25 protein-coding genes and 2 tRNA genes are annotated in these 25,149 nt (G+C 48.1%); 21 read left to right on the top strand and 6 right to left on the bottom strand.

Going from position 1 to position 25,149, the window contains the following annotated elements:
• Nucleotides 1-11: 11 nt before the first annotated feature.
• The 5 genes from METTU_RS00505 (at nt 12) to METTU_RS00520 (ending at nt 3,145) form a co-directional block, all read left to right on the top strand.
• Nucleotides 12-725, top strand: a complete 714-nt coding sequence (locus METTU_RS00505; protein ID WP_006889330.1) for an RNA polymerase sigma factor FliA — start codon at nt 12-14, stop codon at nt 723-725.
• 18 nt (nt 726-743) lie between these two features.
• Nucleotides 744-1,499 (top strand): flagellar motor protein, encoded by a 756-nt coding sequence (locus tag METTU_RS00510; RefSeq protein ID WP_006889331.1) that lies wholly within the window; start codon nt 744-746, stop codon nt 1,497-1,499.
• A 3-nt stretch (nt 1,500-1,502) separates the two neighbouring features.
• Nucleotides 1,503-2,354 carry a flagellar motor protein MotD gene (gene motD, locus METTU_RS00515; protein WP_006889332.1) on the top strand — a complete coding sequence of 284 codons (852 nt, stop codon included), beginning with the start codon at nt 1,503-1,505 and terminating at the stop codon, nt 2,352-2,354.
• Nucleotides 2,355-2,567: 213 nt separating this feature from the next.
• Entirely contained in the window at nt 2,568-2,726 is a 159-nt protein-coding gene (locus METTU_RS23465) for a hypothetical protein (protein ID WP_006889333.1), read from the top strand.
• The gene (locus METTU_RS00520; RefSeq protein WP_006889334.1) at nt 2,726-3,145 is read left to right on the top strand and encodes a DUF2802 domain-containing protein; all 420 of its coding nucleotides are present in this window, start codon (nt 2,726-2,728) and stop codon (nt 3,143-3,145) included. The genes METTU_RS23465 and METTU_RS00520 overlap by 1 nt, the downstream gene beginning before the upstream one ends.
• 75 nt (nt 3,146-3,220) lie before the next feature.
• Here the strand turns inward: METTU_RS00520 and METTU_RS00525 are convergent, their stop codons facing one another.
• On the bottom strand, nt 3,221-3,889 hold the full coding sequence (locus METTU_RS00525) for a Bax inhibitor-1/YccA family protein (protein WP_006889335.1): 669 nt from the start codon (nt 3,887-3,889) through the stop codon (nt 3,221-3,223).
• Between the two features lie 136 nt (nt 3,890-4,025).
• Here METTU_RS00525 and METTU_RS00530 point away from each other — a divergent pair, with 136 nt between their 5' ends.
• Together METTU_RS00530 and METTU_RS00535 are read left to right on the top strand one after the other, a co-directional pair.
• On the top strand, nt 4,026-4,421 hold the full coding sequence (locus tag METTU_RS00530) for a group II truncated hemoglobin (protein WP_006889336.1): 396 nt from the start codon (nt 4,026-4,028) through the stop codon (nt 4,419-4,421).
• A gap of 123 nt (nt 4,422-4,544) precedes the next feature.
• Nucleotides 4,545-5,201, top strand: coding sequence for a M48 family metallopeptidase (locus METTU_RS00535; RefSeq protein ID WP_367301498.1), 657 nt, complete (start codon nt 4,545-4,547; stop codon nt 5,199-5,201).
• A 50-nt stretch (nt 5,202-5,251) separates the two neighbouring features.
• On the opposite strand, the gene METTU_RS00540 is transcribed toward METTU_RS00535, so the two are convergent.
• Genes METTU_RS00540 through METTU_RS00555 form a run of 4 tightly spaced genes read right to left on the bottom strand, consistent with a single transcriptional unit; the run spans nt 5,252 to nt 8,609 of the window.
• Complete coding sequence (locus METTU_RS00540) at nt 5,252-5,509, bottom strand: hypothetical protein (RefSeq protein WP_006889338.1); 258 nt, start codon at nt 5,507-5,509, stop codon at nt 5,252-5,254.
• A gap of 48 nt (nt 5,510-5,557) precedes the next feature.
• Nucleotides 5,558-7,366: a Na/Pi cotransporter family protein gene (locus METTU_RS00545; protein ID WP_006889339.1), complete on the bottom strand. Its 1,809-nt coding sequence runs from the start codon at nt 7,364-7,366 to the stop codon at nt 5,558-5,560.
• A 56-nt stretch (nt 7,367-7,422) separates the two neighbouring features.
• The gene (locus tag METTU_RS00550) at nt 7,423-8,247 is read right to left on the bottom strand and encodes an MOSC domain-containing protein (protein WP_006889340.1); all 825 of its coding nucleotides are present in this window, start codon (nt 8,245-8,247) and stop codon (nt 7,423-7,425) included.
• Nucleotides 8,248-8,258: 11 nt separating this feature from the next.
• Nucleotides 8,259-8,609: a hypothetical protein gene (locus METTU_RS00555; RefSeq protein ID WP_006889341.1), complete on the bottom strand. Its 351-nt coding sequence runs from the start codon at nt 8,607-8,609 to the stop codon at nt 8,259-8,261.
• A gap of 333 nt (nt 8,610-8,942) precedes the next feature.
• On the opposite strand from METTU_RS00555, the gene METTU_RS00560 reads away from it, so the two are divergent.
• The 14 genes from METTU_RS00560 (at nt 8,943) to METTU_RS00625 (ending at nt 24,340) form a co-directional block, all read left to right on the top strand.
• Nucleotides 8,943-10,136: an ABC transporter substrate-binding protein gene (locus METTU_RS00560; protein ID WP_006889342.1), complete on the top strand. Its 1,194-nt coding sequence runs from the start codon at nt 8,943-8,945 to the stop codon at nt 10,134-10,136.
• Nucleotides 10,136-11,098 carry a PQQ-dependent catabolism-associated beta-propeller protein gene (locus METTU_RS00565; protein WP_006889343.1) on the top strand — a complete coding sequence of 321 codons (963 nt, stop codon included), beginning with the start codon at nt 10,136-10,138 and terminating at the stop codon, nt 11,096-11,098. The genes METTU_RS00560 and METTU_RS00565 overlap by 1 nt, the downstream gene beginning before the upstream one ends.
• On the top strand, nt 11,095-11,835 hold the full coding sequence (locus METTU_RS00570) for an ABC transporter ATP-binding protein (RefSeq protein ID WP_006889344.1): 741 nt from the start codon (nt 11,095-11,097) through the stop codon (nt 11,833-11,835). Before METTU_RS00565 ends, METTU_RS00570 begins: the two co-directional genes overlap by 4 nt.
• A complete protein-coding gene (locus tag METTU_RS00575; RefSeq protein ID WP_006889345.1) occupies nt 11,832-12,635 on the top strand; it encodes an ABC transporter permease in 804 nt (267 codons plus the stop codon). The genes METTU_RS00570 and METTU_RS00575 overlap by 4 nt, the downstream gene beginning before the upstream one ends.
• 233 nt (nt 12,636-12,868) lie before the next feature.
• Nucleotides 12,869-14,455, top strand: coding sequence for a cyclic-di-GMP receptor FimW-related protein (locus METTU_RS00580; protein ID WP_006889346.1), 1,587 nt, complete (start codon nt 12,869-12,871; stop codon nt 14,453-14,455).
• Between the two features lie 252 nt (nt 14,456-14,707).
• A complete protein-coding gene (locus tag METTU_RS00585) occupies nt 14,708-15,193 on the top strand; it encodes a hypothetical protein (RefSeq protein WP_006889347.1) in 486 nt (161 codons plus the stop codon).
• Between the two features lie 50 nt (nt 15,194-15,243).
• Nucleotides 15,244-15,318 (top strand) — tRNA-Gly (locus METTU_RS00590).
• 52 nt (nt 15,319-15,370) lie between these two features.
• A tRNA-Cys gene (locus tag METTU_RS00595) sits at nt 15,371-15,444 on the top strand.
• Between the two features lie 176 nt (nt 15,445-15,620).
• Nucleotides 15,621-15,869: a hypothetical protein gene (locus METTU_RS00600; protein WP_006889348.1), complete on the top strand. Its 249-nt coding sequence runs from the start codon at nt 15,621-15,623 to the stop codon at nt 15,867-15,869.
• Between the two features lie 242 nt (nt 15,870-16,111).
• Nucleotides 16,112-18,568, top strand: coding sequence for a type I restriction-modification system subunit M (locus METTU_RS00605; protein WP_006889349.1), 2,457 nt, complete (start codon nt 16,112-16,114; stop codon nt 18,566-18,568).
• Complete coding sequence (locus METTU_RS00610; RefSeq protein WP_006889350.1) at nt 18,559-19,743, top strand: restriction endonuclease subunit S; 1,185 nt, start codon at nt 18,559-18,561, stop codon at nt 19,741-19,743. Before METTU_RS00605 ends, METTU_RS00610 begins: the two co-directional genes overlap by 10 nt.
• Nucleotides 19,740-20,468, top strand: a complete 729-nt coding sequence (locus METTU_RS00615; protein ID WP_006889351.1) for an REP-associated tyrosine transposase — start codon at nt 19,740-19,742, stop codon at nt 20,466-20,468. The genes METTU_RS00610 and METTU_RS00615 overlap by 4 nt, the downstream gene beginning before the upstream one ends.
• A gap of 57 nt (nt 20,469-20,525) precedes the next feature.
• The gene (locus tag METTU_RS00620) at nt 20,526-23,624 is read left to right on the top strand and encodes a type I restriction endonuclease subunit R (protein ID WP_006889352.1); all 3,099 of its coding nucleotides are present in this window, start codon (nt 20,526-20,528) and stop codon (nt 23,622-23,624) included.
• Nucleotides 23,624-24,340 carry a M48 family metallopeptidase gene (locus METTU_RS00625; protein ID WP_006889353.1) on the top strand — a complete coding sequence of 239 codons (717 nt, stop codon included), beginning with the start codon at nt 23,624-23,626 and terminating at the stop codon, nt 24,338-24,340. The genes METTU_RS00620 and METTU_RS00625 overlap by 1 nt, the downstream gene beginning before the upstream one ends.
• Before the next feature lie 56 nt (nt 24,341-24,396).
• On the opposite strand, the gene METTU_RS00630 is transcribed toward METTU_RS00625, so the two are convergent.
• Nucleotides 24,397-25,104 carry a ComF family protein gene (locus tag METTU_RS00630; RefSeq protein WP_006889354.1) on the bottom strand — a complete coding sequence of 236 codons (708 nt, stop codon included), beginning with the start codon at nt 25,102-25,104 and terminating at the stop codon, nt 24,397-24,399.
• Nucleotides 25,105-25,149 lie beyond the last annotated feature (45 nt).

The raw sequence follows: 25,149 nt of genomic DNA on the forward strand, positions 1-25,149 counted from the left end.
GCGGCGTGGCAATGTACACTTCGGTACAGGCTGGAGGCACCGATGAGCGTGTCATGCAGCATGCACCGTTAGTTAAGCGCATTGCCTACCACTTATTGGGCAGATTGCCCGATTCCGTTCAAGTCGATGATTTGATTCAGGCAGGGATGCTCGGTTTACTGGAAGCCATCAAGAATTACGATGCCTCGCAAGGCGCCAGTTTCGATACCTACGCCGGAATTCGTATCCGCGGTTCTATGCTGGATGAGGTCCGGCGTAGCGACTGGACGCCGCGCTCCGTGCATAAAAAATCACGGATGGTTTCTGACGCCATACGGACGATCGAAAATAAAACCGGGCGCGAGGCAAGAGACGTCGATGTGGCTAAGTATTTAGGCATAGCGATTGATGAATATAATCACATTCTTCAGGATTCAAGCAGCTGCCGAGTATTCAGCGTCGAAGAATTGGCGCAAGATGGAGATCATTACATGGATGAAACCCTGAGTCATGAAGAAGGCCCGGTAGACGGCTTAAGTCGTGAAGGATTTCAGCAGGCATTGGCAAACGCCATCATGGGTTTGCCCGAGCGCGAACGCCTGGTTATTTCGCTCTATTATGATGAAGAGTTCAACTTGCGCGAAATCGGCGAAGTTTTGAATATTAGTGAATCCAGAGTCAGCCAAATCTGCACTCAGGCCGTGTTGAGGTTGCGTTCAAGACTGTCTGACTGGATAAACGATTAGTTATCTGAAAGCTGGAAAATGGATATTTTAAGCATCGCGGGTATTTTTGTCGGGGTCGGCGCGATTCTGTTGGGCATCATGCTGGACGGCGGCGACATCCATTCGTTGGTCAACGTACCTGCGCTTATTATTGTGTTCGGGGGTACATTCGGGGCGACGCTTTTGCAATACCCGCCAGCCGTTTTTGTCAGAAGCATGAAAATGTTTTCGTGGGTGCTCATATCAAAAGAAATGAATCTTTCAGAGCAAATCGATAAGGTGATTTACTGGAGTTTGCTGGCGCGAAAGGAAGGTTTATTGGGGCTTGAAGATGCGCTGCCCAAGGAAGAAGATCCGTTTATAAAAAAAGGCTTACAGTTGTTGGTTGACGGTAATGATCCTGATGCCATACGCGACATATTGGAGATGGACATGGATGCCAAGGAAAGTATGGGCTTACAGGCGGCAGGAGTGTATGAGGCGATGGGGGGTTATGCGCCGACCATCGGCATACTCGGCGCCGTGATGGGCTTGATTCATGTCATGCAGAACCTGACCAATCCGGAACTTTTAGGGCAAGGGATAGCGACGGCTTTTGTCGCGACAATCTATGGCGTAGGTTCCGCCAACCTGGTTTTTTTGCCGGTTGCCAATAAACTAAAAGCGCATGTGCTTGCCTTGACCCAGGCCAGGGAAATGTTGGCTGAGGGTATTATTTCTATTGCAGAGGGTCAAAATCCAAGAAATATAAAGCTGAAATTGGGCGGCTATCTGCATGACTCCTATAAAGACTAGGCTATGGCAAGGCGCAGGAAAAGACCTATAGCGGACACTAATAATCATGATCGATGGATGGTGTCTTACGCAGATTTTATAACCTTGTTATTTGCCTTTTTTGTGGTCATGTATTCAATCTCTTCGGTAAATGAAGGGAAGTACAAGACACTGTCCGATTCATTAGGCGAAGCATTTTCAAATAAAGAACAGCAGGGTAATGAGATTGCCCCTATTCAGATAGGCACTTTGCCGACGACTATTCAGCCCATTCCATTAGAAAATCCAACGGCGGTAGAAGTTGAAGAAAGACGCGAGTTGAGTGAAGAAATATTAAAAGAAAGAAAGCAGTTGAGTCAGGTGTCAGGCCAATTCGAACAGGTTTTAGCGCCTTTTATCCAAGATAATCTGGTTTCAGTCAAGAAAAACGACTATTGGATAGAGCTGGAAATGAATAGCGAAATGCTGTTCTTGAGCGGTGAGGCGGAATTATCCAAAAAAGCGATACCGGTGTTACAAAAGATTGTCGAGGTGATTAATCCATTGCCTAATATGGTTAATATTGAAGGACACACCGATAATATTCCTATCGATAACATAAAATTCAGGTCGAATTGGGATTTGTCATCCGCCCGGGCAACCAGTGTTGTGCATGAGTTTGTTAAGGAGGGCATTAATCCTCCTCGTTTGTCGGCAATTGGGTATGGAGAATTTCATCCTATTGGCGATAACAAAATAGAGGCGGGTCGATTTAAGAACAGGCGAGTGGTTCTGGTTTTAATGTCGCAGGCTTTTGCGCGTTATGGAGCTAATGATGAAGAACGCGCCAAATTATTGAACTTGGCTCCGACAGCGACTGCTGTTGGTCAACCATAATGCCGATTCGGTTAACAATAACGTAAAATGACTGCTAATATTAAAAAATGAGTCGCGTAGGTCGGGTTACGACTGCAAGGATGCAGGAGGTAGAGCAATGCAGGAGCGATTGCCGTGCGATAGCACAATCCGGCCTATTCAAGCGGCAAATGTTGGGTTACGGCTACGGCCTAACCCAACCTACGGCAATAAAGTCAGTCATGGGAGGCCAGTATGCTAGAAATACAACCCGTATCACCCTCTTTTCCAGTCGTGAAACCTAAAAAAATTGACCGGGATGATAGTCTCCCAGAGAAACAGCAGCGTAGAAAGAAACAAGAAGAGAAAGAACATGAGGCTGAACCCATTCAACATATTGATGAAATTGCTTGATGAATAATCCTGTGATGGTAGCTCTTATTATTGAGGGTATAACTATTGTTGTTATGCTCGTGGTGCTTTTTTGGCTGGTGCGTACGCAGCTGAGGCTTAAACGCGATTATCAGGTTCTTAATGATATTGTTCACGGCAACAGTAATGACATTGCCGGTTTGTGTTCGGCCGCTTTGACAGTCGATAGCCGGATAGCCACAGTGGATAGCCGAATAGCCGTTACCGACGGGCAGATCGATGATCTGGCGGCAAAGATTGCCGAAGTCGAGCAAAATGACCAGTCTTCTCATCCGTACAGCGGAGACATCCGAAAAGTAAGAAGCGGGGCTAGTGTTAATGAATTAATGAAAAACTCAGGGCTAAGTCATGATGAGGCCGCTTTATTGATTCGTTTGCATGGCTCTAAAACACCGCCGTAAAAGGGCAATACATAAAAAAGCCCGGCTTACCAAGTAAGCCGGGCTTTTTTATGTGGGCCGGGCGTAAAAGATTATTTAGTCATCGCCGCTGAATACGCCTAACAATTGCAACAAGCTCAGGAACAGGTTGTAGATAGACACGTATAAAGACACAGTCGCCAAAATGTAGTTGGTTTCGCCGCCGTGGATGATTTCACTGGTTTGGAACAAGATCATGCCGGACATCAGCAGGATAAACATGGCCGATACCGCCAGCGATAAAGCCGGGATAGCGAAAAACATCGCCCCAAGACCCGCCAGAAATGCTACCAGCACGCCAACCATCAGGAAGCCGCCCATAAAGCTGAAATCTTTGCGTGTGGTTAAGGCGTAGCCTGAAAGGCCCAGGAATATGACGCCGGTGCCGCCTAATGCGGTCATGATCAGTTCATGACCATTGCTGAAGGCCTTAATGTACATGGTTAAAATAGGGCCGAGAGTCAGACCCATAAAACCGGTCAAGGCAAAAACAAAAACCAGACCCAAGCTACTGTTGCTGAATTTTGTGGTCAGGAACAGCAGGCCGAAATAACCGACCAGGGTAATGATAGGGCCAAAATGCGGCAGATTCAGTGCCATTGCGGCACCTGCGGTCATCGCGCTGAAAATCAACGTCATCGACAATAACAAATAAGTGTTTCTCAGCACCTTGTTGGTTGCCAGAATACTGGCTTCCGAACGTGGAATAGCGGTATTTAATCTCATTTTATTTAGATTCCTTAAAATAAATGGTTAACAGAAAAGATGGACTGCTCAATCTTACAAGAGTTTGACGGACTTAGTAAGAATATTTAGTAGAATAGCGGATTATTGAAAGAATGATTTTTCAGGGCTCCGGATAATGACAGAAAACAGACAATTAACACCGTACGATCACATAGGCGAAGAGGCGGCAATACGCAGTCTGGTTGAGCGGTTTTATTTTTACATGGACACGTTGCCGGAAGCCGCCGGAATTCGTGCTATGCATGCGGCGGACTTGTCGTCGGCGCATGACAAGTTGTTCAAGTTTTTGTCCGGCTGGCTGGGCGGTCCCGATTTGTTCGTTCAGGAATACGGGCATCCAAGGTTGCGGCAGCGACATTTCCCCTTTGCGATAGATGCGGCAGCAAGGGACCAGTGGATGTTGTGTATGACCAAAGCATTGGATGAAGTGAGTATGGCCGCGAATTTCAGGGAAAATCTAAGCCAAGCCTTGCAGCAACTGGCAACCCATATGATTAATCAGGATGAATAGATTTAAGCAAAGCGTGTTGCCCCAGTTTTTCCCAGTAATCCAGTAATATAGAGAATCGTCATTTCTAATCCAGCATTTTCCTACCAGATTCGGCGCAGTCAGCGGGCCACGCAGACGCGAATTATCGTAACGCCCGGTAAAGTCGAAGTGGTCGCGCCAATAAAAGTCGCCGAACATAAAATTCATCAGTTCGTTCAGGACAAGCAGCAGTGGATAATCCAGGCGTTAGCTAAAATTGCAGCCAAAAGCCAGCTGCATAATAAATTGGCTCCGGCTGTTTACGGACATGGCGCTGAAATTCCTTATCAGGGGGCATCGTATAAATTGGCGGTAAGGCCCACAAAATTAAAAAGGATAAAAATAGAATTCTGTCAGGAATTTGTTGCTCATGTCCCCGACGCATTGATCATTAAAGACCATAGTGCGGAGATAAAAGAAGCGTTAATACGCTGGATGAAAAAGGAATCGAAAAGCCAGGTAGAACGGCTGGTAAAGCAGCATGCGGAAAAAAAACAGCTATTTCCCCAGACTATTAAAATCAAAACGCAAAAAAGCCGATGGGGCAGTTGCGGTATTCATAATGACATTAATATCAACTGGCTGTTAATCATAGCTCCGCCCGAAGTTCTGGAATACGTGGTAGTACACGAGCTTTGCCATATCAAGGTCAGGAATCACTCCGTTCATTTTTGGGCGTTGGTCGCTGAACATTTGCCGGATTATCAAAATAGACGGCAGTGGCTGAAAAAGCATGGAAGCAGTTTGATGATGGGCTTGTAGTTTCCTCGGAGCGCCTCGATCGCAGCCTGAATAAGCGATAAAACCGGTGTCTAGGTTTTTTTACGCTCTTTAAGCAGCTGCAAAACTTCAATGCCTTTTTTGCGCTGTACCCGGATAATTTCCAATTCAGTTTGATAATGTTTGCTTAAATTATCGTCGTTAACCTGTTGCATGGTGCGGGTAATTTTTCTCTCTTTTTTCTTGAGCTTAAGCAGGATTTTTCTTAACTCCTCAATGTGTTGCCTTTTTTTGTGTTTGTCGGTGTTAAAGAAGGCCTGTAATTTGTGGAGTAACTTTTCTATTTTCATGACTGTCCCTGCTGGGTAGGGGAGTAGTTAACGAGTGCTCGGATGACGCTATTGGTTATCGACTGTTTGAACAACATCGTTAATTTCAGTTTCATTCAGGGTTAATTGTTGTTCAGCCCGGGCATTACCTGTGTTGCCGTGTAAAAACAGCGTTTCGGCGGCTTTTAGCAGATTTTTTTTAATGTTGCGCATATAGGCGGCGTCATTGATCAGGGAAGAGCCGGTTTCAGGCGTTATTTTTTGTTCTCTAATCAGGGTCTCAATGGCGCGATTCATTTGCATGTCGTCATTTTTAATGGTTGCTTTTAATGTATCTAATGATAATAACGGTAATTCGTTGCTTTCAATTTCATGCCTGAAATTGTCAATCTGCTGAATATGAAAGACTATTTGGTAGGCAATTTTGTTGTACTCATTTATCGTGGCTTGATTGTTTGAGGTTCTGAAGCGAGTCCAGTTTTTTTGCAAGTGCTTGGTGTCTTTAATGGCTTCAACAATGTGCTTATTAGCCTCACGTAGCCAGGAAAGCTTCGAAGATTGGGCCATTTCCCAAGTAAACCCGGCTCGGCTGATGAAAGCAATAATGGCGCTGTAGATGCCTTTTATTCTCTTCTCATAGCTGGCATCAATGTCGTATTCAATGGGATGATTATTTCGTTCTATGAGTTGCTTGAGCGAGTCGTTTTTTTGGAGATCGGATTTACGTAAGCCAAAAGTGCGCAAAATAATATGGATGGCATTTTCATATAAATGAATGCTTTCCAGTCTGACCGATTCAACGACTGTTTCAGGGAAATCCATGGCCGATGAGTCCAAATATTTCGGTTTAAAAATAGCGGGGCGTTTTTCGATGAATATCCTTTCTAATAATAGAATTTGTTGATTAATGAAAGGAAAAAATAGAACGATACCTGCGAGATTAAACAGGCTATGAAATGTTGCCAGTTTCATGGCATTGTCCGAGACGGCAATACCCAAATTTGCGCTGATGATGTCGACAGCAATGCCGAATTGTTTAATAAAAAACAGTACAAAGATACCGGTAAACAGGTTAATGAACATATGTGAGCCTGCCAGGCGTTTACCCTGAATATTGGCGCCGAAAGAAGCAATGATCGCAGTGACGGTGGTGCCGATATTGGCGCCTATTACCAGCGCCAGTGCATTGTCATAAGTAATTTGATGTACGGAAACCGCAGTAATGGTTAATAGCATCGTAGCGTGGCTGGACTGCATGATAATGGTGGCGATGATCCCTACGGCGGTGTAGACCAGTAGCCCTTTGACGCCGGGCATGGCGTATTCGGCCAGATTTATAGTGTTTTCGAAGGCTTCAAAGCTTTCTTTCATGTAGTGTATGCCAAGGAGCAAAAAGCCCAGGCCGGTCAGGATATAGCCGATGCCTTTTAACTGTTTGCCGCTTTGAAATACGCATAAAACGCCAAAAACCAGCAGGGGCATGGCGTAGGTGGCAATATTAACTTTCAGCCCCAGCCCTGCAATGAGCCATGCACCGGTAGTCGTACCCAGATTGGAACCGAAAATAATGCCGATGCCGGCGACTAAATCAAGCAAACCCGCACTCAGAAATGAAATGGTGATGACTGAGACCAAGCCGCTGGACTGCATCAATGCAGCCGACACAAAACCAAAGCCGAAACTTTTCCAGGCGGTGTCTGTGGTTTTTTGTAGAATTCGTTCCAGTACGCCTCCGGTAAAGGCTTTAAATCCTTGTTCCAGAGATAGCATGCCGAACAGGAAAATCGAGACGCCCGCCGCGATGCCTTTAAATGCATCGCTTAGCCAAAAACCGTAAGACAATAGCGGGACGACAATCAGCAAAAGGACTTTATGCATGGTTATTGGAAGATTTGTTTTAAATGAGAGGCGATGGAACGGTTCGCCCAAGCAGGCTAGATTGGCGGTTGTTTTACGCCTGTCAATTTGATATGTACAGCGTCGCCGACAGTCAATTGGCCGCATTGATCATGCAGGGCATTTTGTCCGAAATAGACTTGATTTTGCCATTTTCTGGTGCGATTGAGTGTCGTGAGCGGTTCCTTGCCGGTTTGCGCGGTTTCAGGGTCGATAGTCGGAATGGCGCACCGGGAGCAGGGTTTGGGGAGTCTGAAGTCTATAGAATCAATGGTGATTTCGCGCCAGCTGTCTTCTGCATAGGCGGGACAGCCGGAAATGACCAGATTGGGTCTGAAACGAGCCATGGGTAAATTCAGCTGCATGTCATGATTTAATGCAGTCAGGGAGTTTTCTGAAATGATCAGGAAAGGAAATCCGTCAGAAAATGCTACCTTGTCGGTAGACTTGGCATAATCGGGATCAACCGGGCGAATGACTTCATCGGGCTGGTAAATCAGTCGGCAATCCTGTCTTAAAAAATCGCTCAGCCATTGGTCGGCTTCCGTTGAAACGCTACGGGCGTCGCACTGGTCATGCCAGATGGTGCTGTTAATGATGTGACCGTCAACAGGCTCAATGGGTAGGGATAGATTTTCCATGCCCGGTGCGGACAAGATCAGGTTTTTATCGGTCAGTGCGGTTTTAATTAAAGCCATTTTCGGCAATTTCCGCTGGCTGAGGAATTGCCGGTCATTGTCGATAATCATCCATTTCCTGTCGTGCTGAAAGCCTTTTCCAGTGACAGGCCAGCTGTTTGCGCTAATGCCTGCTAATGACTTTACGGGATAGATGAATATTCCGCTTAATAGAAGGTGTGTCATTGGCGATAGTATTAACCTAACAATGATTTTACCGCGCCGTCGAATATGTTGTTGTGAGCTCCTTGTGCTTGGGATGGATTGCTTTGAAAATCAGCAATAAGCTGTTTGAGCGCTTGTTGAGCTTGATCTTTATTTTCTATTGGGGCAGCCTGGTCGCTGCTTTTTACCGGTGAAGATGTAGATAGCTTTAATGATGTATCGGAAAGTTTTACTGTTTCCTTGGAAACTTGTAGGCTGTCGTCCTGATCGTTATCCGACTGGGTTTCGATAGCGGGTTCATTATTTTCCGAGCTTTTCGTCCGTTGAGACGATGCCGAGTTAATGAGCGTATCTGATCGAGTTTGTATAGTGCTTGCGTCCATTTCTATGTCCTTTTAGCTTAGTTGAAGGCCGTAAAAAACGGCGGTGATTTTTCCTGATTTTAACATTCAACCCTGGAATCAGGATTGTTTTTATTAATGCTGAACTCTTTGTTGATTGAAGTCAACACTCTATTTGCAGTCGAGCGGGTTAGCTCAATAAAATGCATCTCGTCAAGACTAAACAGGCTTATTTTTCATGCAGATACGGCGGCTTTAGAGTAAATTATTTGGAGGTTTCGAGCGCCGGTTTTAGCGAGCTTTATCGAAAAGCAAAACAAAGTTAATGAATCCGTTAAAATTAGCGCCTGTGCGTTTTATTATTGTTAGGAAATGATGCGATCAATTAATTTGCCTCTTTGGATAACTATTAAATTTCTATTTATTATTCATTTGCTTAGTGTGAATTTTGTTTATGCTGAAGCTAAACAGACAGTCAATATTGCTTATTTGACACAAGAGCAGAAAGTCCCGCCCCCGTTGTCTAACCTGGACGCTTTTATTAAAGATAAGGGCGTACTGGGGTCGGCGCTTGCGATTGATGACAATAATACGACCGGCCAGTTTACCGGGCAGCAGTTTGTGCTGAAAAAATTCATCGTGCCGTTGGATGGCAATGTTGTCGATACCTTTAATAAGGATATTGGCGATCAATATTCTTACGTCGTTGTTAACTTGCCTGCCGATGCTTTAAATAAAATCGCCGATTTACCCGCCGCAAAACAGAAGCTGCTGTTTGATGTGGCGACAATTGATGATGCATTACGTAATGAGCAATGCCGCAATAACGTAAGGCACATTTTACCTAACAGGGCCATGCGTGCTGATGCGCTGGCGCAATACATGATGAAAAAACGCTGGAATAAGTGGTTTTTAGTCATAGGTGCTACCGAGGAAGATCGTTTATTTGCCGATGCTCTCAGGCGGGCGGCTAAACGTTTCGGCATGAAAATAGTCGAGGAAAAGACCTGGGAGCATACCTACGATGCGCGGCGCACGGCGCAATCGGATGTGGCGGTGTTCACCCAAGTGGATGATTATGACGTGTTGGTTGTTGCCGACGAGCAGGGCCAGTTTGGCGAATATCTTGAATACAGAACCTGGAATGCAAGGCCGGTGATCGGTACTCAGGGGCTGGTTGCTACGGCATGGCATCGAACCCATGAACAATGGGGCGCGGTGCAGATCCAAAATCGCTTTAAAGACCAAGCGGGGCGCTGGATGGAAGAGCAGGATTATGCTGCTTATCTGGCGGTTAGGGCTATCGGCGAGGCGGCTACCCGCACAAAATCGAACGATGTGAACAGGCTTAATGAATATATGTTGAGCGATGCGTTTGCCCTACAGGGTTATAAAGGCAATCCTCTGTCGTTCCGGTCCTGGGATGGGCAGTTGCGGCAGCCTGTTTTGCTGGCGGCGCCCAGATCGTTGGTTGCTGTCGCGCCGATTGAAGGTTTTTTGCATCCCAAAACCGAACTCGATACCTTGGGTTTTGATCAACCCGAATCAACCTGTAAATGGAGTAAATGATGAAGAAAAATGTTTTAGGGCTGTTTTTGACGGTGGCATTGACAGGTGCAGCGCAGGCTGAAACGGTGTTTGTCACGCTTGAAAAAGATAATGCGCTTGCGGTTGTAGATCCGATTTCCGGCAAGTTAATTAAAACGGTAGACATCGGCCAGCGTCCCAGAGGCATCGCCATCAGCCCCGATAACAAGTTTTTGTATGTGGCTACCAGCGACGAAAATACCATCAAGATCATTGATGCCGAGACGCTTAAAGAAGCGGGAAAGTTGCCGTCCGGCGAAGATCCTGAGACCTTTGCGTTAAATCCTGCGGGCGACCGGCTTTATGTATCGAATGAAGATGACAGCCAGGTCACCGTCATCGACATTAAACATAAAAAAGCCGTCAAGCAGATTAAGGTGGGCGTGGAGCCTGAAGGCATCACTGTAAGCCCTGATAATCTCTGGGTTGCCAGCGCTTCTGAAACGACCAATATGGTGCATTGGATCGACACCAAAACCAATGCTATCGTAGAAAACACGCTGGTTGATCCGCGACCGCGCGCGCTTGGCTTTACAGCCGATAGCCAGCAATTGTGGGTCACCTCGGAAATGGCCGGTACCTTGATGATTCTGGATGTTAAAACCAAGCAGATCGTCAAAACTATCAAGTTTGATGTGCAAGGCGTTACCGTCGATAAAATCCAGCCGGTCGGCGTGGTTATCGATAAAGACAGAAAACGCGGCTATGTGGCATTGGGGCCTGCAAACCGTGTCGCGGTGATTAATGCCCAGACCTTTGAAGTGGAAAAATACCTGCTGGTTGGTCAGCGGGTTTGGAACTTGGCGTTTTCACCGGATCAAAAACGGCTTTATACCACTAACGGCACCAGTAACGATATTTCGCTAATTGACCTTGAAACTCAAATGGTGACTAAATCGATTGGCGTGGGTACTTATCCGTGGGGAGTTGCAGTAAAACCATGAACTCGTCCATAGCGTTGTCCGTCGAAGACTTGAGTTTTTCCTATGGCGGAAAAAAAGCACTGACCCAGGTTAATTTCAAGATTCAGCCCGGAGAGTGCACTGTTTTGTTAGGGCCCAACGGGGCAGGCAAGAGCACTTTATTTTCCCTGATTACCCGGCTGTACGACACGCGCGACGGGAGTATCGAATTGTGCGGTTTCGATATCAAGCGGCAAACGTTGTTAGCGTTGGCAAAACTGGGCGTAGTTTTTCAGCAAACCACGCTGGACATGGATTTGTCGGTGATGCAAAACTTGCGCTATCACACTTCCTTGCATGGCATGGGTCGAAAACAGGCCGAGCAAAGGATTCAGCAGGAGTTGGAACGCTTGCATATGTATGACCGGCGTTTTGAGAAAGTACGCCAGCTCAATGGCGGGCATAGGCGGCGCGTGGAGATTGCCCGAGCGTTATTGCATAAGCCGTCGGTGCTGCTGCTGGATGAGCCTACCGTCGGTTTGGATGTGCCCAGCCGGTTGTCCATCGTCGAATATGTGCATCAGCTGGCCGTCGAGGAAAACTTGGCGGTGTTATGGGCCAGTCATTTGATTGACGAAATTTATCCTGACGATCATTTAATTGTATTGGATAAAGGGCAGGTTAAAGCCAATGGGACGGTTGATGAAGTGCTTAAAATAACCAGCACTCCGACAATTAAAGATGCTTTTTATACGTTGACGCAAGGAGGACAAGGATGAAGTTGCTTCATTACTGGCGCGCCATGTGGGGCATCATCTGGCGTGAATTATGGCGTTTTGTGACGCAGCGCGAGCGGTTTATTTCCGCCTTGGTCCGGCCTTTGGTCTGGTTGTTCGTCTTCGCGGCAGGGTTCAGGGCCGCATTAGGTCTTGCGATCACGCCGCCTTACGAAACCTATATTCTTTACGAGGTTTATATTACCCCCGGCCTGATCGGTATGATTCAGCTGTTTAATGGTATGCAAAGTTCATTGTCGATGGTTTACGATCGGGAAATGGGCAGCATGCGGATACTGATGGTTTGCCCGTTGCCGCGCTGGTTTTTATTGCTCAGTAAACTGCTGGCTGGCACCGGCGTATCCGTTTTGCAAGCCTATGTATTTTTAGCGATTGCGTGGTTTTATGATATTCAGGCGCCGTGGCAAGGCTATTTGTGGATATTGCCGGCACTGTTGTTGTCCGGGTTAATGCTGGGCGCTCTGGGCTTATTGTTGTCGTCCTTTATCAAACAATTGGAAAATTTTGCCGGTGTGATGAACTTTGTGATTTTCCCGATGTTTTTTATGTCAACCGCACTGTATCCTTTATGGAAAATCAAAGAGTCCAGTGCGCTGCTTTATAATCTGGCTCAATATAATCCCTTTTCTCAAGCCGTTGAATTGATCCGCTTTGCCCTGTACGGCCAGTTTAATCAACACGCATTTATTTATACGCTGGTCGCCTTTATCGTATTTATGGCGGCGGCAATTATTGGCTATAACCCATCAAAAGGGATGATGGTGAGAAAAGGCGGGGCTTGATGAATCAAACAACGGATTGTGATGCTGATGGACAACGCCATCGCAAGTTTTTGTTAGACAAAGCTTCCGCTCCTCGGCAACTGCTCCTGCGTGGCTCTACCTCCTGCATCCATGCAGTCGTGCTCGCGCTCCTTACCTACATAATCACATGGATGTGGTGAATGCAGATATTGCAGGAGCAAATATCTGTCCCTCTAGGCAACGTAAGGCATTAAAATAAATTCGGTGAATATGTGAAGAACTCTTTTTTTCTGGTTATTCCAACGCAACAAAATAATCCCCAGCGCCTTAAAGAATTTGAAGCAAAGGCGCTGCAACATTGGGTGGCTGAATTGCCTACGGCTAATCCCGGCCTAGCCACGCGCCTGCTTCACGATTTTCTTATAGATTTCAATACCGTTGAAATGAGCACCCAGTTAAGGCTGGATGCGCTGGAGCGCTTAAGTCCAAGTATCCATGTCATTGAAGATTATCTTCGATCCAGGCTAATTAAAGCGGGTTTCCCAAAAGAAGAGAATGACAAGAAAATTTTGACCGTGTTGATCTCAATCGAAAAGGAATCCACTATCGGCTATTGGATGGTGCTTAAGGAGCTAACCAAGCGTAATGTCGGCTGGTTTCAAGGGAAGAATGCGGCATTAGCCATCCAGCGCTGCATTAAAGGATTGAGCAGTATTATCGTCAGTCATTTTATTATGGGGATGCCGATTCCTGATTGGGTTTGGATAGATTTGCATTCGCTTTACAACCTGAGTGTGACAATAAAAAACAGCACCACCAAAGTCGCCAATGATATAAGTCAGTCCAATAAGCCCAGCAGTCCTGAAGAGTGCTATCGACAGATTCTTTTGCTCAGTCTTGCCGATCCGACCGGTTTGATGCAAAAGGAACTGTTGTTGGTTTATAGCTTTATAGAAACGATAGGTTCTTTGGTCGGGCTAAAAAGAGAGCCTGTGAATGGTCAGTCAATACAGTGCATTGTCTTAACAGACGAAGATAAAGCGCCGTATTACCAGTTTGAAACAAGCGCTAAAAACGATTCAGCGATGTTGTATCTGGACTTTACCAAGTTGTTCAAGGCTCTGAAGCAAAAAGAAAAATTGATTAATGCTGCGGAGGCAAGGTTTAGTTCGATGCATGGGTTGAAAAATGACATCGGAAAGCCCTCAGCGGAATTACTCGATTATCTTGAGCAAAGATGGTTAGGAGTCGATCTGCAGGGAGTGCCCTTTTTTAGCGACAGAACGGATCGATATATTGCCGTAGGCCTGGAGTCAACCCACGAACTGCAAAGTGCATTGGAATCCGACGGCGAAAAAGATCTGGAGTTTCTCGTTCAATCGGCATCTGACCGATTATTGTCCGGCGTATTTACAAAAACGGGCGTCCTGTCAGTGGGGAGTTTGGTCAGTTTTAGAAAAACAGACAGTCCTGAGCACAAGCGTTCATTAGGCATTGTTAACAAGGTCATTGTTGATAAGCAAAGCGGTAGAATAAACTTTGGCATGCAATTATTGGCTCATCAGTCCATTGCTGTCTCCTATGTTCAATTGGATGAGTCGGGGAAAGATGTTCCGCAAAAGGGCCTTTTTTATAGCGCGAAGGAGCTGGAATATGAAAAAAGCTACATCATTACTGATAGTTTTATGCTAAAGGATGATGATGTTATTCGAATGTTTATGAATAACGAAGACTTTCCTGTTGTATTGAGTAACAGGAAGAATGTCGGGTTGGGTTACTGGCAGTTTGAATGTCGACGGGTAGCGGAAAAGAGCAAGCCGATATCGGCGCAGGCTAAAAAAGGTTACGATTTCATTTAAATAACCCATGTCGTTGAAATATAGTGCTATATACATATAGCACTTGAAAAGTTTTTTTATCGTGGTAAGTTGACATGTCAAGTTGATTATTGGTGATGAGTTGTCGGCTTTTTAAAGTGGACATCTAAATAAAACTCAGGGGCTAACTCGTAGTGGGATTGTTTCTGTATATGAGTTATCGAGGCAATCAGGTAATATGCCTTCGAGCAAGAACCTGAAAATAATAAAAAATTACAATTGTGAGGATACGAAATGAGTAATGAAGAAAACGCTAAAAAAACGGTAGATGCAGCAAAAGAAACGGCTGGCCAGTTAATTTCACTAATGACGAGCTTAAAAGAAAAAAATCCAAAAGTATTTTTTGGTGCTATTGGAGGCGTAGTCTTACTGCTTATTGTCATGATGATGAGTGGCGGTGATTCAGGCGTTGTTTCCGGACCTTCGGCCAAGAATCTTGCTGCCGGGCAGCGCTATGTTTTAAAAAATCCCAATACTTACGAAATTGAATCACCTATTCAATTGCTTGCAGTTCCTGGAGCTATAGCGGCATTTGATGATAGTGAAGACGTAGAAAAAGGTAAGGTTGAATCTTGTAGACGTATAGCTCAGGGAACGCCGGTAACTATCGTAGACTTCCAAGATTTTGCAGGAAAGAAAAATGCATTTGTTAAGGTTCAGGTTGAAGATGGTGATTGTAAAGGTAGCTCGGGTTGGGTTTTGGCAATTGATGTTCAATAAAAAGTTGACAAGAGTTAAAAAGAGCTTATAATGGCCAAATAAATTGAAGCGCGGGAATAGCTCAGTGGTAGAGCACAACCTTGCCAAGGTTGGGGTCGCGAGTTCGAATCTCGTTTCCCGCTCCAATTAATTTAAAAAAAGCCGCGAACTATCGCGGCTTTTTTATTTCACTTTTAGGGCTGCGTAGCAAAATGGTTATGCAGTGGCCTGCAAAGCCATCTACGGCGGTTCGATTCCGCCCGCAGCCTCCATTAGTGAATTCAGGCAGATTCAAAGAAGTCCATAAACCTGCAAGTCATAAGGCTTAGCGGGTTTTTTATTGTCTAAAATTTCCAGGAGTAAATTTTTCATTCGCTAAACTAGGGGCGATAGTATTCATTTAGTGATATTGTAAAATTCATCTTTTAATGTTGAGGGCTGAGAAAAAATGACCATTTCATTTCTAAAAGTAGTTGCCTTTTTCGTTATATTTTCTACAGGGTTATTGTCGTCCTGTGCCGAGTTTAAAGAGGCCGGAAGAACGATAGGCCATACGACGCGTAATGTCACCAGGGAAATTGGGCATGGCACTAGGGATGCGGCCAAGGAAATAGGGCATGGTACGAAACGCGTGGTCAACAGCGTTGGGCAAGAAACGAACGATGCAGCAAAGCCATCACCCGATGATGAGCAATAATTCAACGGTTTTTTCAAATAGGATATTTTTGTAAATTACGAGAGCGGGTGAAAAATCCGTAGTCCCCAAAAACATGGGCGATGGGTTGGATAAGTGACGGTTAGTTGAGGCAATTCCAGCAACCGTTTCAGGTGCGGCGAAAAACTCGCATCCAATTAAGGCAAGGGGCCGCTAACCGACTCTACTTGCGCCACTGTCATCTGTTGCAGACGGACAGATCAAAACAAAAAAACAACTCAATAATGGCTATCAAAAAATCCGAACTTTATTCATCCCTCTGGTCCGGCTGCGATGAACTTCGCGGCGGCATGGATGCAAGCCAATACAAGGACTATGTCCTCGTGCTGCTGTTTATCAAATACGTCAGCGACAAATACGCCGGTGTTCCTTACGCTCCGATTATCATCCCCGAAGGCGCAAGTTTCAAGGACATGGTCGCGTTCAAGGGCAAACCCGACATCGGCGACCAGATCAACAAGAAGATCATCGCGCCGCTGGCTAATGCCAACAAGCTGTCAGATATGCCCGACTTCAATGATCCCAGCAAGCTGGGCAGTGGCCAGGAGATTGTCGAGCGCCTGACCAACCTGATCGCCATCTTCGAAAATAAGGCACTCGATTTCAGCAAGAACCGCGCGGAAGGCGATGACATTCTTGGCGATGCCTACGAATACCTGATGCGCCATTTCGCTACCGAGAGCGGCAAGAGCAAAGGCCAGTTCTACACGCCCGCCGAGGTCAGTCGCATCATGGCGCAGATCATCGGCATACGCGATGCGTGCACCACTAACGATACCACCGTCTATGATCCGGCCTGCGGTTCCGGATCGCTGCTGCTGAAAGTGGGCGACGAAGCCCATGCCAAGGTCACGCTCTACGGGCAAGAAAAAGACGCCGCTACCTCCGGCCTGGCGCGCATGAACATGATCCTGCACGACAACCCGACGGCTCTGATCAAGCAAGGCAATACACTGGCTAATCCGCTGTTTACTAGCGATGACGGTCAGCTCAAAACCTTCGACTACGTAGTCGCCAATCCGCCGTTCAGCGACAAACGCTGGAGCACCGGCATCGACCCGCTTAACGATCCTCACCGACGCTTCCATGATTTCGGCACGCCGCCGGACAAGCAAGGCGATTACGCTTACCTGCTGCATATCGTCCGGTCGCTGAAAAGCACCGGGAAGGGCGCTTGCATTCTGCCGCACGGCGTACTGTTCCGGGGTAACGCCGAGGCCGACATCCGCAAGAACCTGATTCGAAAAGGCTACATCAAAGGCATCATCGGCTTGCCTGCCAACCTGTTTTACGGCACCGGCATCCCCGCCTGCATCATCGTCATCGACAAGGAAAATGCCCACACCCGCAAAGGCATCTTCATGATCGACGCCAGCAGCGGCTACATCAAAGACGGCAACAAGAACCGCTTGCGCGATATGGACATCCACCGGATCGTCGATGTTTTCAACAAGCGGCTGGAGGTTGCCAAATACTCGCGCATGGTCGGCGTCGAGGAGATCGAGAAGAACGAATTCAACCTGAATATCCCGCGCTATATCGATAGCCAGCAAGCGGAAGACATTCAGGACATCGAGGGGCACCTGAAAGGCGGCATACCGAGCGCCGACGTGGATGCCTTGCAGCCGTATTGGGATGTGTGTCCTCAACTTCGGCAGACCCTATTCAAGGCCAATCGTCCCGGCTACCTTGATCTGGCGGTTTCCAAGCAATCCATCAAGACCTCCATCTACGAACATCCGGAATTCGTCAGTTTCATTGACAGCATGAGCGCCCTATTTGCCGATTGGCGGGATCGGAGCGTCGAAACACTCAAAAGTTTGCAAGCGGACTGTCACCCCAAGACCGTCATCGGCGAACTCGCGGAAGACCTGCTGGCACATTACACCGACAAACCGCTGATTGAACAATACGACGTCTATCAGCATCTGATGGACTACTGGGCCGTGACCATGCAGGACGATTGTTACCTGATCGCCGCCGATGGCTGGAAAGCCGAGACCTACCGGATCATTGAAGTCAAGAAAAACAAGGAAGGCAAAACCGTCAAGGAAACAGACAAAGGCTGGACTTGCGACCTCGTGCCCAAGCAGCTCATCGTCAACCGCTACTTTGCCGCACAACAGGCGGCTATTTGCGAGCAGGAGGCCGCGCTGGAAGCCCTTGCCGCGCAAATGACCGAGCTGGAAGAGGAGCACGGCGGTGAGGAAGGCGCATTTTCGGAGCTGGACAAGGTCAACAAGGTCAACGTCGCCGCCCGGCTGAAAGAAATCACCGGGAACGCCAAGCCCCGGCTTGGCGATAAAAAAGCAGCCGAGCTGGGGCTCGGCGCTCCCGAAGAGGCTATCCTTTGCGTATGGCTGCATTTGGCAAATGAGGAGGTCGAGCTCAAGAAAGCCCTGAAAGAAGCCGAGGCCGCACTCGACGCGCTGGCCTATGCCAAATATCCGATGCTCACCGAGGCCGGGATCAAAACGCTGGTAGTCGAAGACAAATGGCTGACTGCCATCGCCGCCGCTATCCACAGCGAAATGGACCGCATCAGCCAGACGCTCACCCGGCGTGTAAAAGAACTGGCCGAACGTTATGAAACTCCGCTGCAGCAAGCGTCACACCGGGTTGCCAAATTGGAGCATGCTGTGAACGCCCACCTGGAAAGGATGGGGTTCGCATGGAATTGAGAGAGGCGAGAGCCGGTTATTTGGTCGAGGTCGAGCAGCGTATACCGAAGGGCTATAAGCAGACCGAGGTTGGGGTGATTCCGGAGGATTGGGAAGTCAAAACTGTTGGTTCTGTCGCAGCCTATGCAAATGGGAAAGCTCACGAGGGTAGTATTAGTGATTTCGGCAAATACATCGTTGTGAATTCCAAATTTATTTCGACCAACGGTAAAGTTAAAAAATATTCAGATGATTGTTTCTCTCCCACTTCGGAAAGTGAAATTCTCATGGTCATGAGCGATGTCCCTAACGGAAGAGCAATCGCAAGATGTTTTTTTGTTGATCATAATGATCTGTATACTGTCAATCAACGGATATGTGTGCTTCGTCCAAACCAGATCAATGGAAGACTCTTCTATTACAAACTAAATCGGCACCCTTTCTACCTAAGCTTTGACGACGGTGTAAAACAAACAAATCTTCGGAAAAATGATGTTCTGTCCTGTCCGCTAACTATCCCTCCCACCAAAGCCGAACAAGAAGCTATTGCCGAGGCGTTGAGCGATGCGGATGTCTTTATAGAATCCCTGGAACAACTCATCGCCAAAAAGCGCCATATCAAACAAGGTGCTATGCAGGAGCGGCTAACCGGCAAAAAGCGCCTGCCGGGGTTTAGCGGGGAATGGGGGGTAAAGCGAATTGGCGATGTGCTGACTATTGCGCATGGGAAGAGTCAACACGCTGTCGAAGATCGGAATGGTATCTACCCGATTTTAGCAACAGGTGGTCAGATTGGAGTTGCAAACTGCTTTCTCTACGACAAACCTTCGGTTTTGATTGGTCGTAAAGGAACGATTGACCGGCCACAATATATGGAGCAGCCCTTTTGGACTGTAGATACGCTATTTTACTCAGTGATTCATAAACAAAATAACGCCAAGTTTCTTTTTTATCGGTTCTGTTTGATCGATTGGAAGCAATACAATGAAGCATCGGGTGTTCCAAGCCTTAATGCCCGGACTATCGAAAGTATAGAGATAAAAGTCCCTTTTGAAGATGAACAAGTCGCCATCGCCGCCATCCTCTCCGACATGGACGCCGAAATCTCCGCACTGGAAGACAAACTCGCCAAAACTCGCGCCATCAAACAAGGTATGATGCGCAATCTGCTTACCGGAAGGATACGCCTGCTATGATGACTAATGGGAACGGGAACGGGAACGGGAACGGGAACGCCAAGCCCCAGCTTGGCGCGACAAACCACCAGATGGTTGAAAGTGAAAAAGCCGAGCTGGGGCTCGGCGCTCCCGTGGGTGCTCCCGCAGCCAAGGGTTGGTATAGCCGGGGCTATTTGCCGCATTTTGATGCGCCGGGCACTCTGCAATTCATCACCTTTCGGCTTGCCGATTCCCTGCCGCAAACAGTGCTGAAGCAACTGGAGCAGGAACTCGAACAATTGCCGATCTCGACGCGCGAGCGTGAACGGCGCAAGAAAATAGAGCAATGGCTGGATGCCGGTTTGGGCTGCTGCGCTTTGCGTCATCCGCGCATGGCGGAAGTGATGCAGCAAACTTTGCAGAAATTTGATGGCGAGCGTTATCGTTTGATTGCCTGGTGCATTATGCCCAACCATGTTCATGTTTTGATTGAACCTGCAATTAGTTTGCCGAAGATTTTGCAGTCGTGGAAATCGTTTACCGGGAGTTGGGCTATTTCGCATAATGCCGAGCTGGGGCTCGGCGTTCCCAGGGCTACCGGCACTACTAAAAATCAGTTTTGGATGCGCGAGTATTGGGATCGCTATATTCGCGATGAAGGACATTTTCACAGTACGATCAGTTATATTCACAATAACCCGGTAAAAGCCGGGCTCTGCGAGGAAGCGCATGATTGGCCTTGGTCTAGCGCATATAACGGATAGAAGTAGGAAAAGACGGACGTCTAAGCCATTGCAAAAGTCAAATAATGGAAATGCAAAATGAATGAGATTGGTCAATCCGAACGCGCCACGCAGAACCGTGTCATTACGCTATTCCGCGATGAATTGGGCTATCGCTTCCTTGGCGACTGGACTGACCGCGACAACAACAGCAATATCGAGGAAGGGTTGCTTGCCGATTTTCTGGCCAAGAGCGGCTGCCGCCCGGAGCAGATCAGCCGGGCGCTCGACCGGCTGCGCGCCGAGGTGGGCAATCCGAACCGCAGCCTGTACGACAACAACAAGGCAGTGTATAGCTTGCTGCGCTACGGCATTCAGGTGCAGGCGGCAGTGGGCCAGAATACGGAGACAATCAAGCTGATCAACTGGGAAAACCCGGCGCAAAACGATTTCGCCATTGCCGAGGAAGTTACCTTATGCGGCAACTGCAACCGACGGCCCGACTTGGTGCTTTACGTTAACGGCATCGCCGTGGGCGTGATCGAGTTGAAGAACAGCCGCGTCTCAATCGGCGATGGTATTCGCCAGAATATTTCCAACCAGCAGCCGGAATTCAATGCTTGGTTTTTCAGTACCGTGCAACTCATCTTCGCCGGTAACGATTCCGAGGGGCTGCAATACGGCACTATCAAGACCGAGGAAAAGTATTTCCTGAAATGGAAAGAAGACGAGACCGACAACAGCCGCTACAAGCTGGATAAATACCTGCTGAAGATGTGCGACAAGGCGCGTCTGATCGAGCTGATGCACGACTTCGTACTGTTCGATGGCGGTTGGAAAAAGCTGCCGCGCGTACACCAGTATTTCGGCATCAAGGCGGCGCAGGCGCATGTCCTCCGCGGCGAGGGCGGCATTATCTGGCATACTCAGGGCAGCGGCAAGAGCATCGTAATGGTGCTGCTGGCGAAATGGATTCTGGAAAACAAGCCTGATGCCCGCGTGGTGATTGTCACCGACCGCGACGAACTGGATAAACAGATCGAGGGCGTTTTCATTGCTGCCGGTCATCCGATGGCCCGCGCCGGAAGCGGTCGCGACTTGATGACTCAGCTTGGTCAAGCTACGCCGCGCTTGCTGTGTTCGCTGGTGCACAAGTTCGGCAAAAAGGGCGTGGAGGATTTCGAGCAGTTCATCAAGGAATTGGAAGCTCAACCTTGCCGGACGGTAGGTGAGCTATTCGTATTTGTGGACGAATGCCATCGCACCCAAAGCGGCAAGCTGCACCGCACGATGAAGGCGTTGATGCCCAGCGCGGTGTTTATCGGCTTTACCGGAACGCCGCTGTTGAAGCAGGATAAAGCCACCAGTCTGGAAGTGTTTGGCGGCTATATTCACACTTACAAATTCAGCGAGGCGGTAGAGGATAATGTAGTGCTCGACTTAATTTATGAGGCGCGGGACATCGACCAGCATTTAGGTTCGGAGGAAACGGTCGATGAATGGTTCGAGGCTTCCACCACGAATCTGAACGATTGGCAAAAGGCAGCCCTGCGCGAAAAGTGGGGCACGATGCAGAATGTGCTTAGCTCCAAGTCCCGCATGGCGCGGGTGGTTGCGGACATTATCTTCGACTTTAAAAGACGCCGCCGCCTGAATGACGGGCGTGGCACCGCTATCCTGGTGGCCTCCAGCATCTATGAGGCATGCAAGTATTTTGAGCTGTTTCAGAAGACGGTGTTTAAAGGCAAGTGCGCGGTCGTCACCTCCTATAATCCCCAGATTAAAGACATCACGCTGGAAGATACCGGCGCGAACACGGAGACGGACAAGTTGTTCATCTACAACACCTACACCGAGCTGCTGCACAACGTGGATGCTCTGTCCGGCAAGTCCAAAACCGAGACCTATGAGGACAACGCCAAGAAGTTGTTCAAGGAGCAACCGGCCAACATGAAGCTGCTGGTTGTGGTGGACAAGTTGCTGACCGGTTTCGATGCGCCGAGCTGCACTTATCTTTATATCGACAAGAGCATGAAGGATCACGGACTGTTCCAGGCCATTTGCCGCACTAACCGGCTGGACGGGGAGGACAAGGATTTCGGCTATATTGTGGACTACAAGGATCTGTTCAAGAAGGTGGAAAACGCCATCGCAGTTTATAGCTCAGAGCTTGATCATAGCGCGGGCGGTGTCGATCCTGAGATCATGCTGCAAGACCGCCTGACTAAAGGCCGGGAACGCTTGGATAATGCATTGGAGGCTATCGCGCTGCTTTGCGAGTCGGTGGAGCCGCCGAAGAGTGAGCTTGAGTACATCCATTATTTCTGCGGCAACACCGAGATACCTGATGATCTGAAGGCGCATGAAACGCAACGTGTTGCGTTTTACAAGGCGGCGGTCGCTTTGGTGCGTGCCTACGCCAATATCGATGGCGAACTGGACAAAGCCGGATACAGCGATGTCGAGACTAAGCGCGTCAAACAGAAACTTGACGAGTATCTCAAGCTGCGGGAAATCATCCGCAACGCCGCCGACGAAAAGCTGGATATGAAAGCCTACGAGGCTGACATGCGGCACCTGATCGACACCTATATTGAAGCCGATGCGCCGAGGAAGATTTCGCCGTTCGATAACATGCCGCTATTGGAACTGATTGTGAAAACCGGCATTGCGGATGCGATCAACACGCAACTTGGCGGCTTGAAGGGCAACAAGGACGCCGTGGCCGAGACCATTGAGAATAATGTTCGCAGCAAGATCATTAAGGAACACCTGAACAACCCGGCTTTTTACGACAAGATGTCGGCGCTGCTGGACGAGATCATCGCCACCCGTAAAGCCAAGGCTGTTGAGTATGAGGAATACCTGAAACGGATTGCCGAACTGGCGAAGACGGTGGAAAAGGGTCAGGCCGATGATACGCCCGAACAATTAAATACGCCGGGACGCCGCGCGCTTTATGACAATCTTTGTTCCGGTACGGCTGAGCCGTCTGCCGTCTATGGGCATGCAAGCAAAAATGATGTGTTGGCATTGGTCGTCAGGATCGACGAGACCATTAGACAAGTCAGGCCTGACGATTGGCGCGGCGTTCAGGCAAAAGAGCAAATCATCAAATCAGCTTTGTATGGAGTTTTACAGGATGAGGCTAAGGTTGAGCGCATTTTCCCGATCATTACCCAACATAAGGAATATTGATGGTCACGCAGATCCGGCTTGGCGATATTGCCGTGGATGTGGTGCTAAAAGACATCAAGAATATCCATTTGAGCGTGTATCCACCTACCGGCAAGGTGCGTATTGCCGCGCCGTTGCGGATGGATTTGGATACCATCCGCGTGTTTGCGATTACCAAGCTTGGCTGGATCAAAAGCCAACAGCAAAAGTTGCGCGAACAACAACGTGAAACGCCGCGCGAATACCTCGACCGCGAAAGCCATTACGTTTGGGGAAAACGTTATCTGCTCCAACTGGTTGAGAAAGATGCCGCGCCGGAAGTCGAGTTAAAGCACAATAAAATGCGACTTCAAATTCGTCCTGCAAGCAGTGATATAAGGAAGCAGGAGATTCTTGAAGCATGGTATCGCGAAAGGCTCAAGGAAGCCGTTCCGGCGTTGATCGACAAATGGGAGCCGCTTATAGGTGTGAAGGTGGAACGGTTCTTTGTGCAAAGGATGAAAACGAAGTGGGGCAGTTGTCGTCCAAGTTCGAAAAGCATCCGGCTCAATACCGAGCTTGCGAAGAAGCCGCGGGAGTGTCTGGAATACATCGTTGTGCATGAGATGGTTCATTTGCTGGAGCCTACCCACAACATCCGATTCGTAACCTTGATGGACCGGTTCATGCCGAAATGGCGGTTCTATAAGGATGAGTTGAATAAGCTACCGGTTAGGCATGAGAGCTGGGCTTATTGACGTTCGCAGTCGGAAAAATAAAAAGTATCCGGATTAACCCTGACGATATTGGTGAATCAAGCCCTCGCACAAACCCAAACATCAACCCGGCTAGCGCCTGCTTTTTTCAATAAATAGGCCAGTTCATGGGTTGTTGAGCCGGTGGTCATGACGTCGTCAAGTATCGCGATATGCCGGGCGTGGATGGGGTTGATGATGGAAAAGGCGTTTTTCAGGTTTTTGCGGCGTTTTTTGGCGGGTAGTTGCGTTTGATGGGGCGTGTCGCGGTTTCGCCTGCAACTGGTCAGGTCCAGCGGAATCTGCATCTCCTTGGCGACGGTTCTGGCGATTTCTATGGCCTGATTGAAGCCGCGTTCGCGGTAACGGGCTTTATGCAACGGAACCGGCAAAATCAAATCCGGCCGCTCGGCGGTTTGTTTCAGGTGGTCGGCCAATAACATGCCGAGCAAGCGCGCATTCTTGTAATTGGCGCCGAATTTTAAGGTGCCGATTAAATGCCGGATGGCTCCCTGATGAATGAACGGCGCGTAAGTTTCGTCAAATGCCGGATGCCGACTCAGGCAGCGGCCGCAAAGCACGGGGGCGGTAGTGGGCGTTTCCAGTATTTCGGCGCATCGATAACAACATAGATTATTTCTAGGCAAGTGCGTATAGCACGAATGGCAAATGTCGCGGGAATTGTGTCCTGGGTTACCGCATAAGATGCAGGTAGGCGGAAGCAGGTAATCCTGTATAATATTGATCCAGTTGTATACCATTTTCATTTGAACAGGTTGACAAGTTTATCGATTGTCTTTGTTTAAGTATTA

The sequence above is a fragment of the Methylobacter tundripaludum SV96 genome (assembly GCF_000190755.2).
Lineage (GTDB): Bacteria > Pseudomonadota > Gammaproteobacteria > Methylococcales > Methylomonadaceae > Methylobacter_A > Methylobacter_A tundripaludum.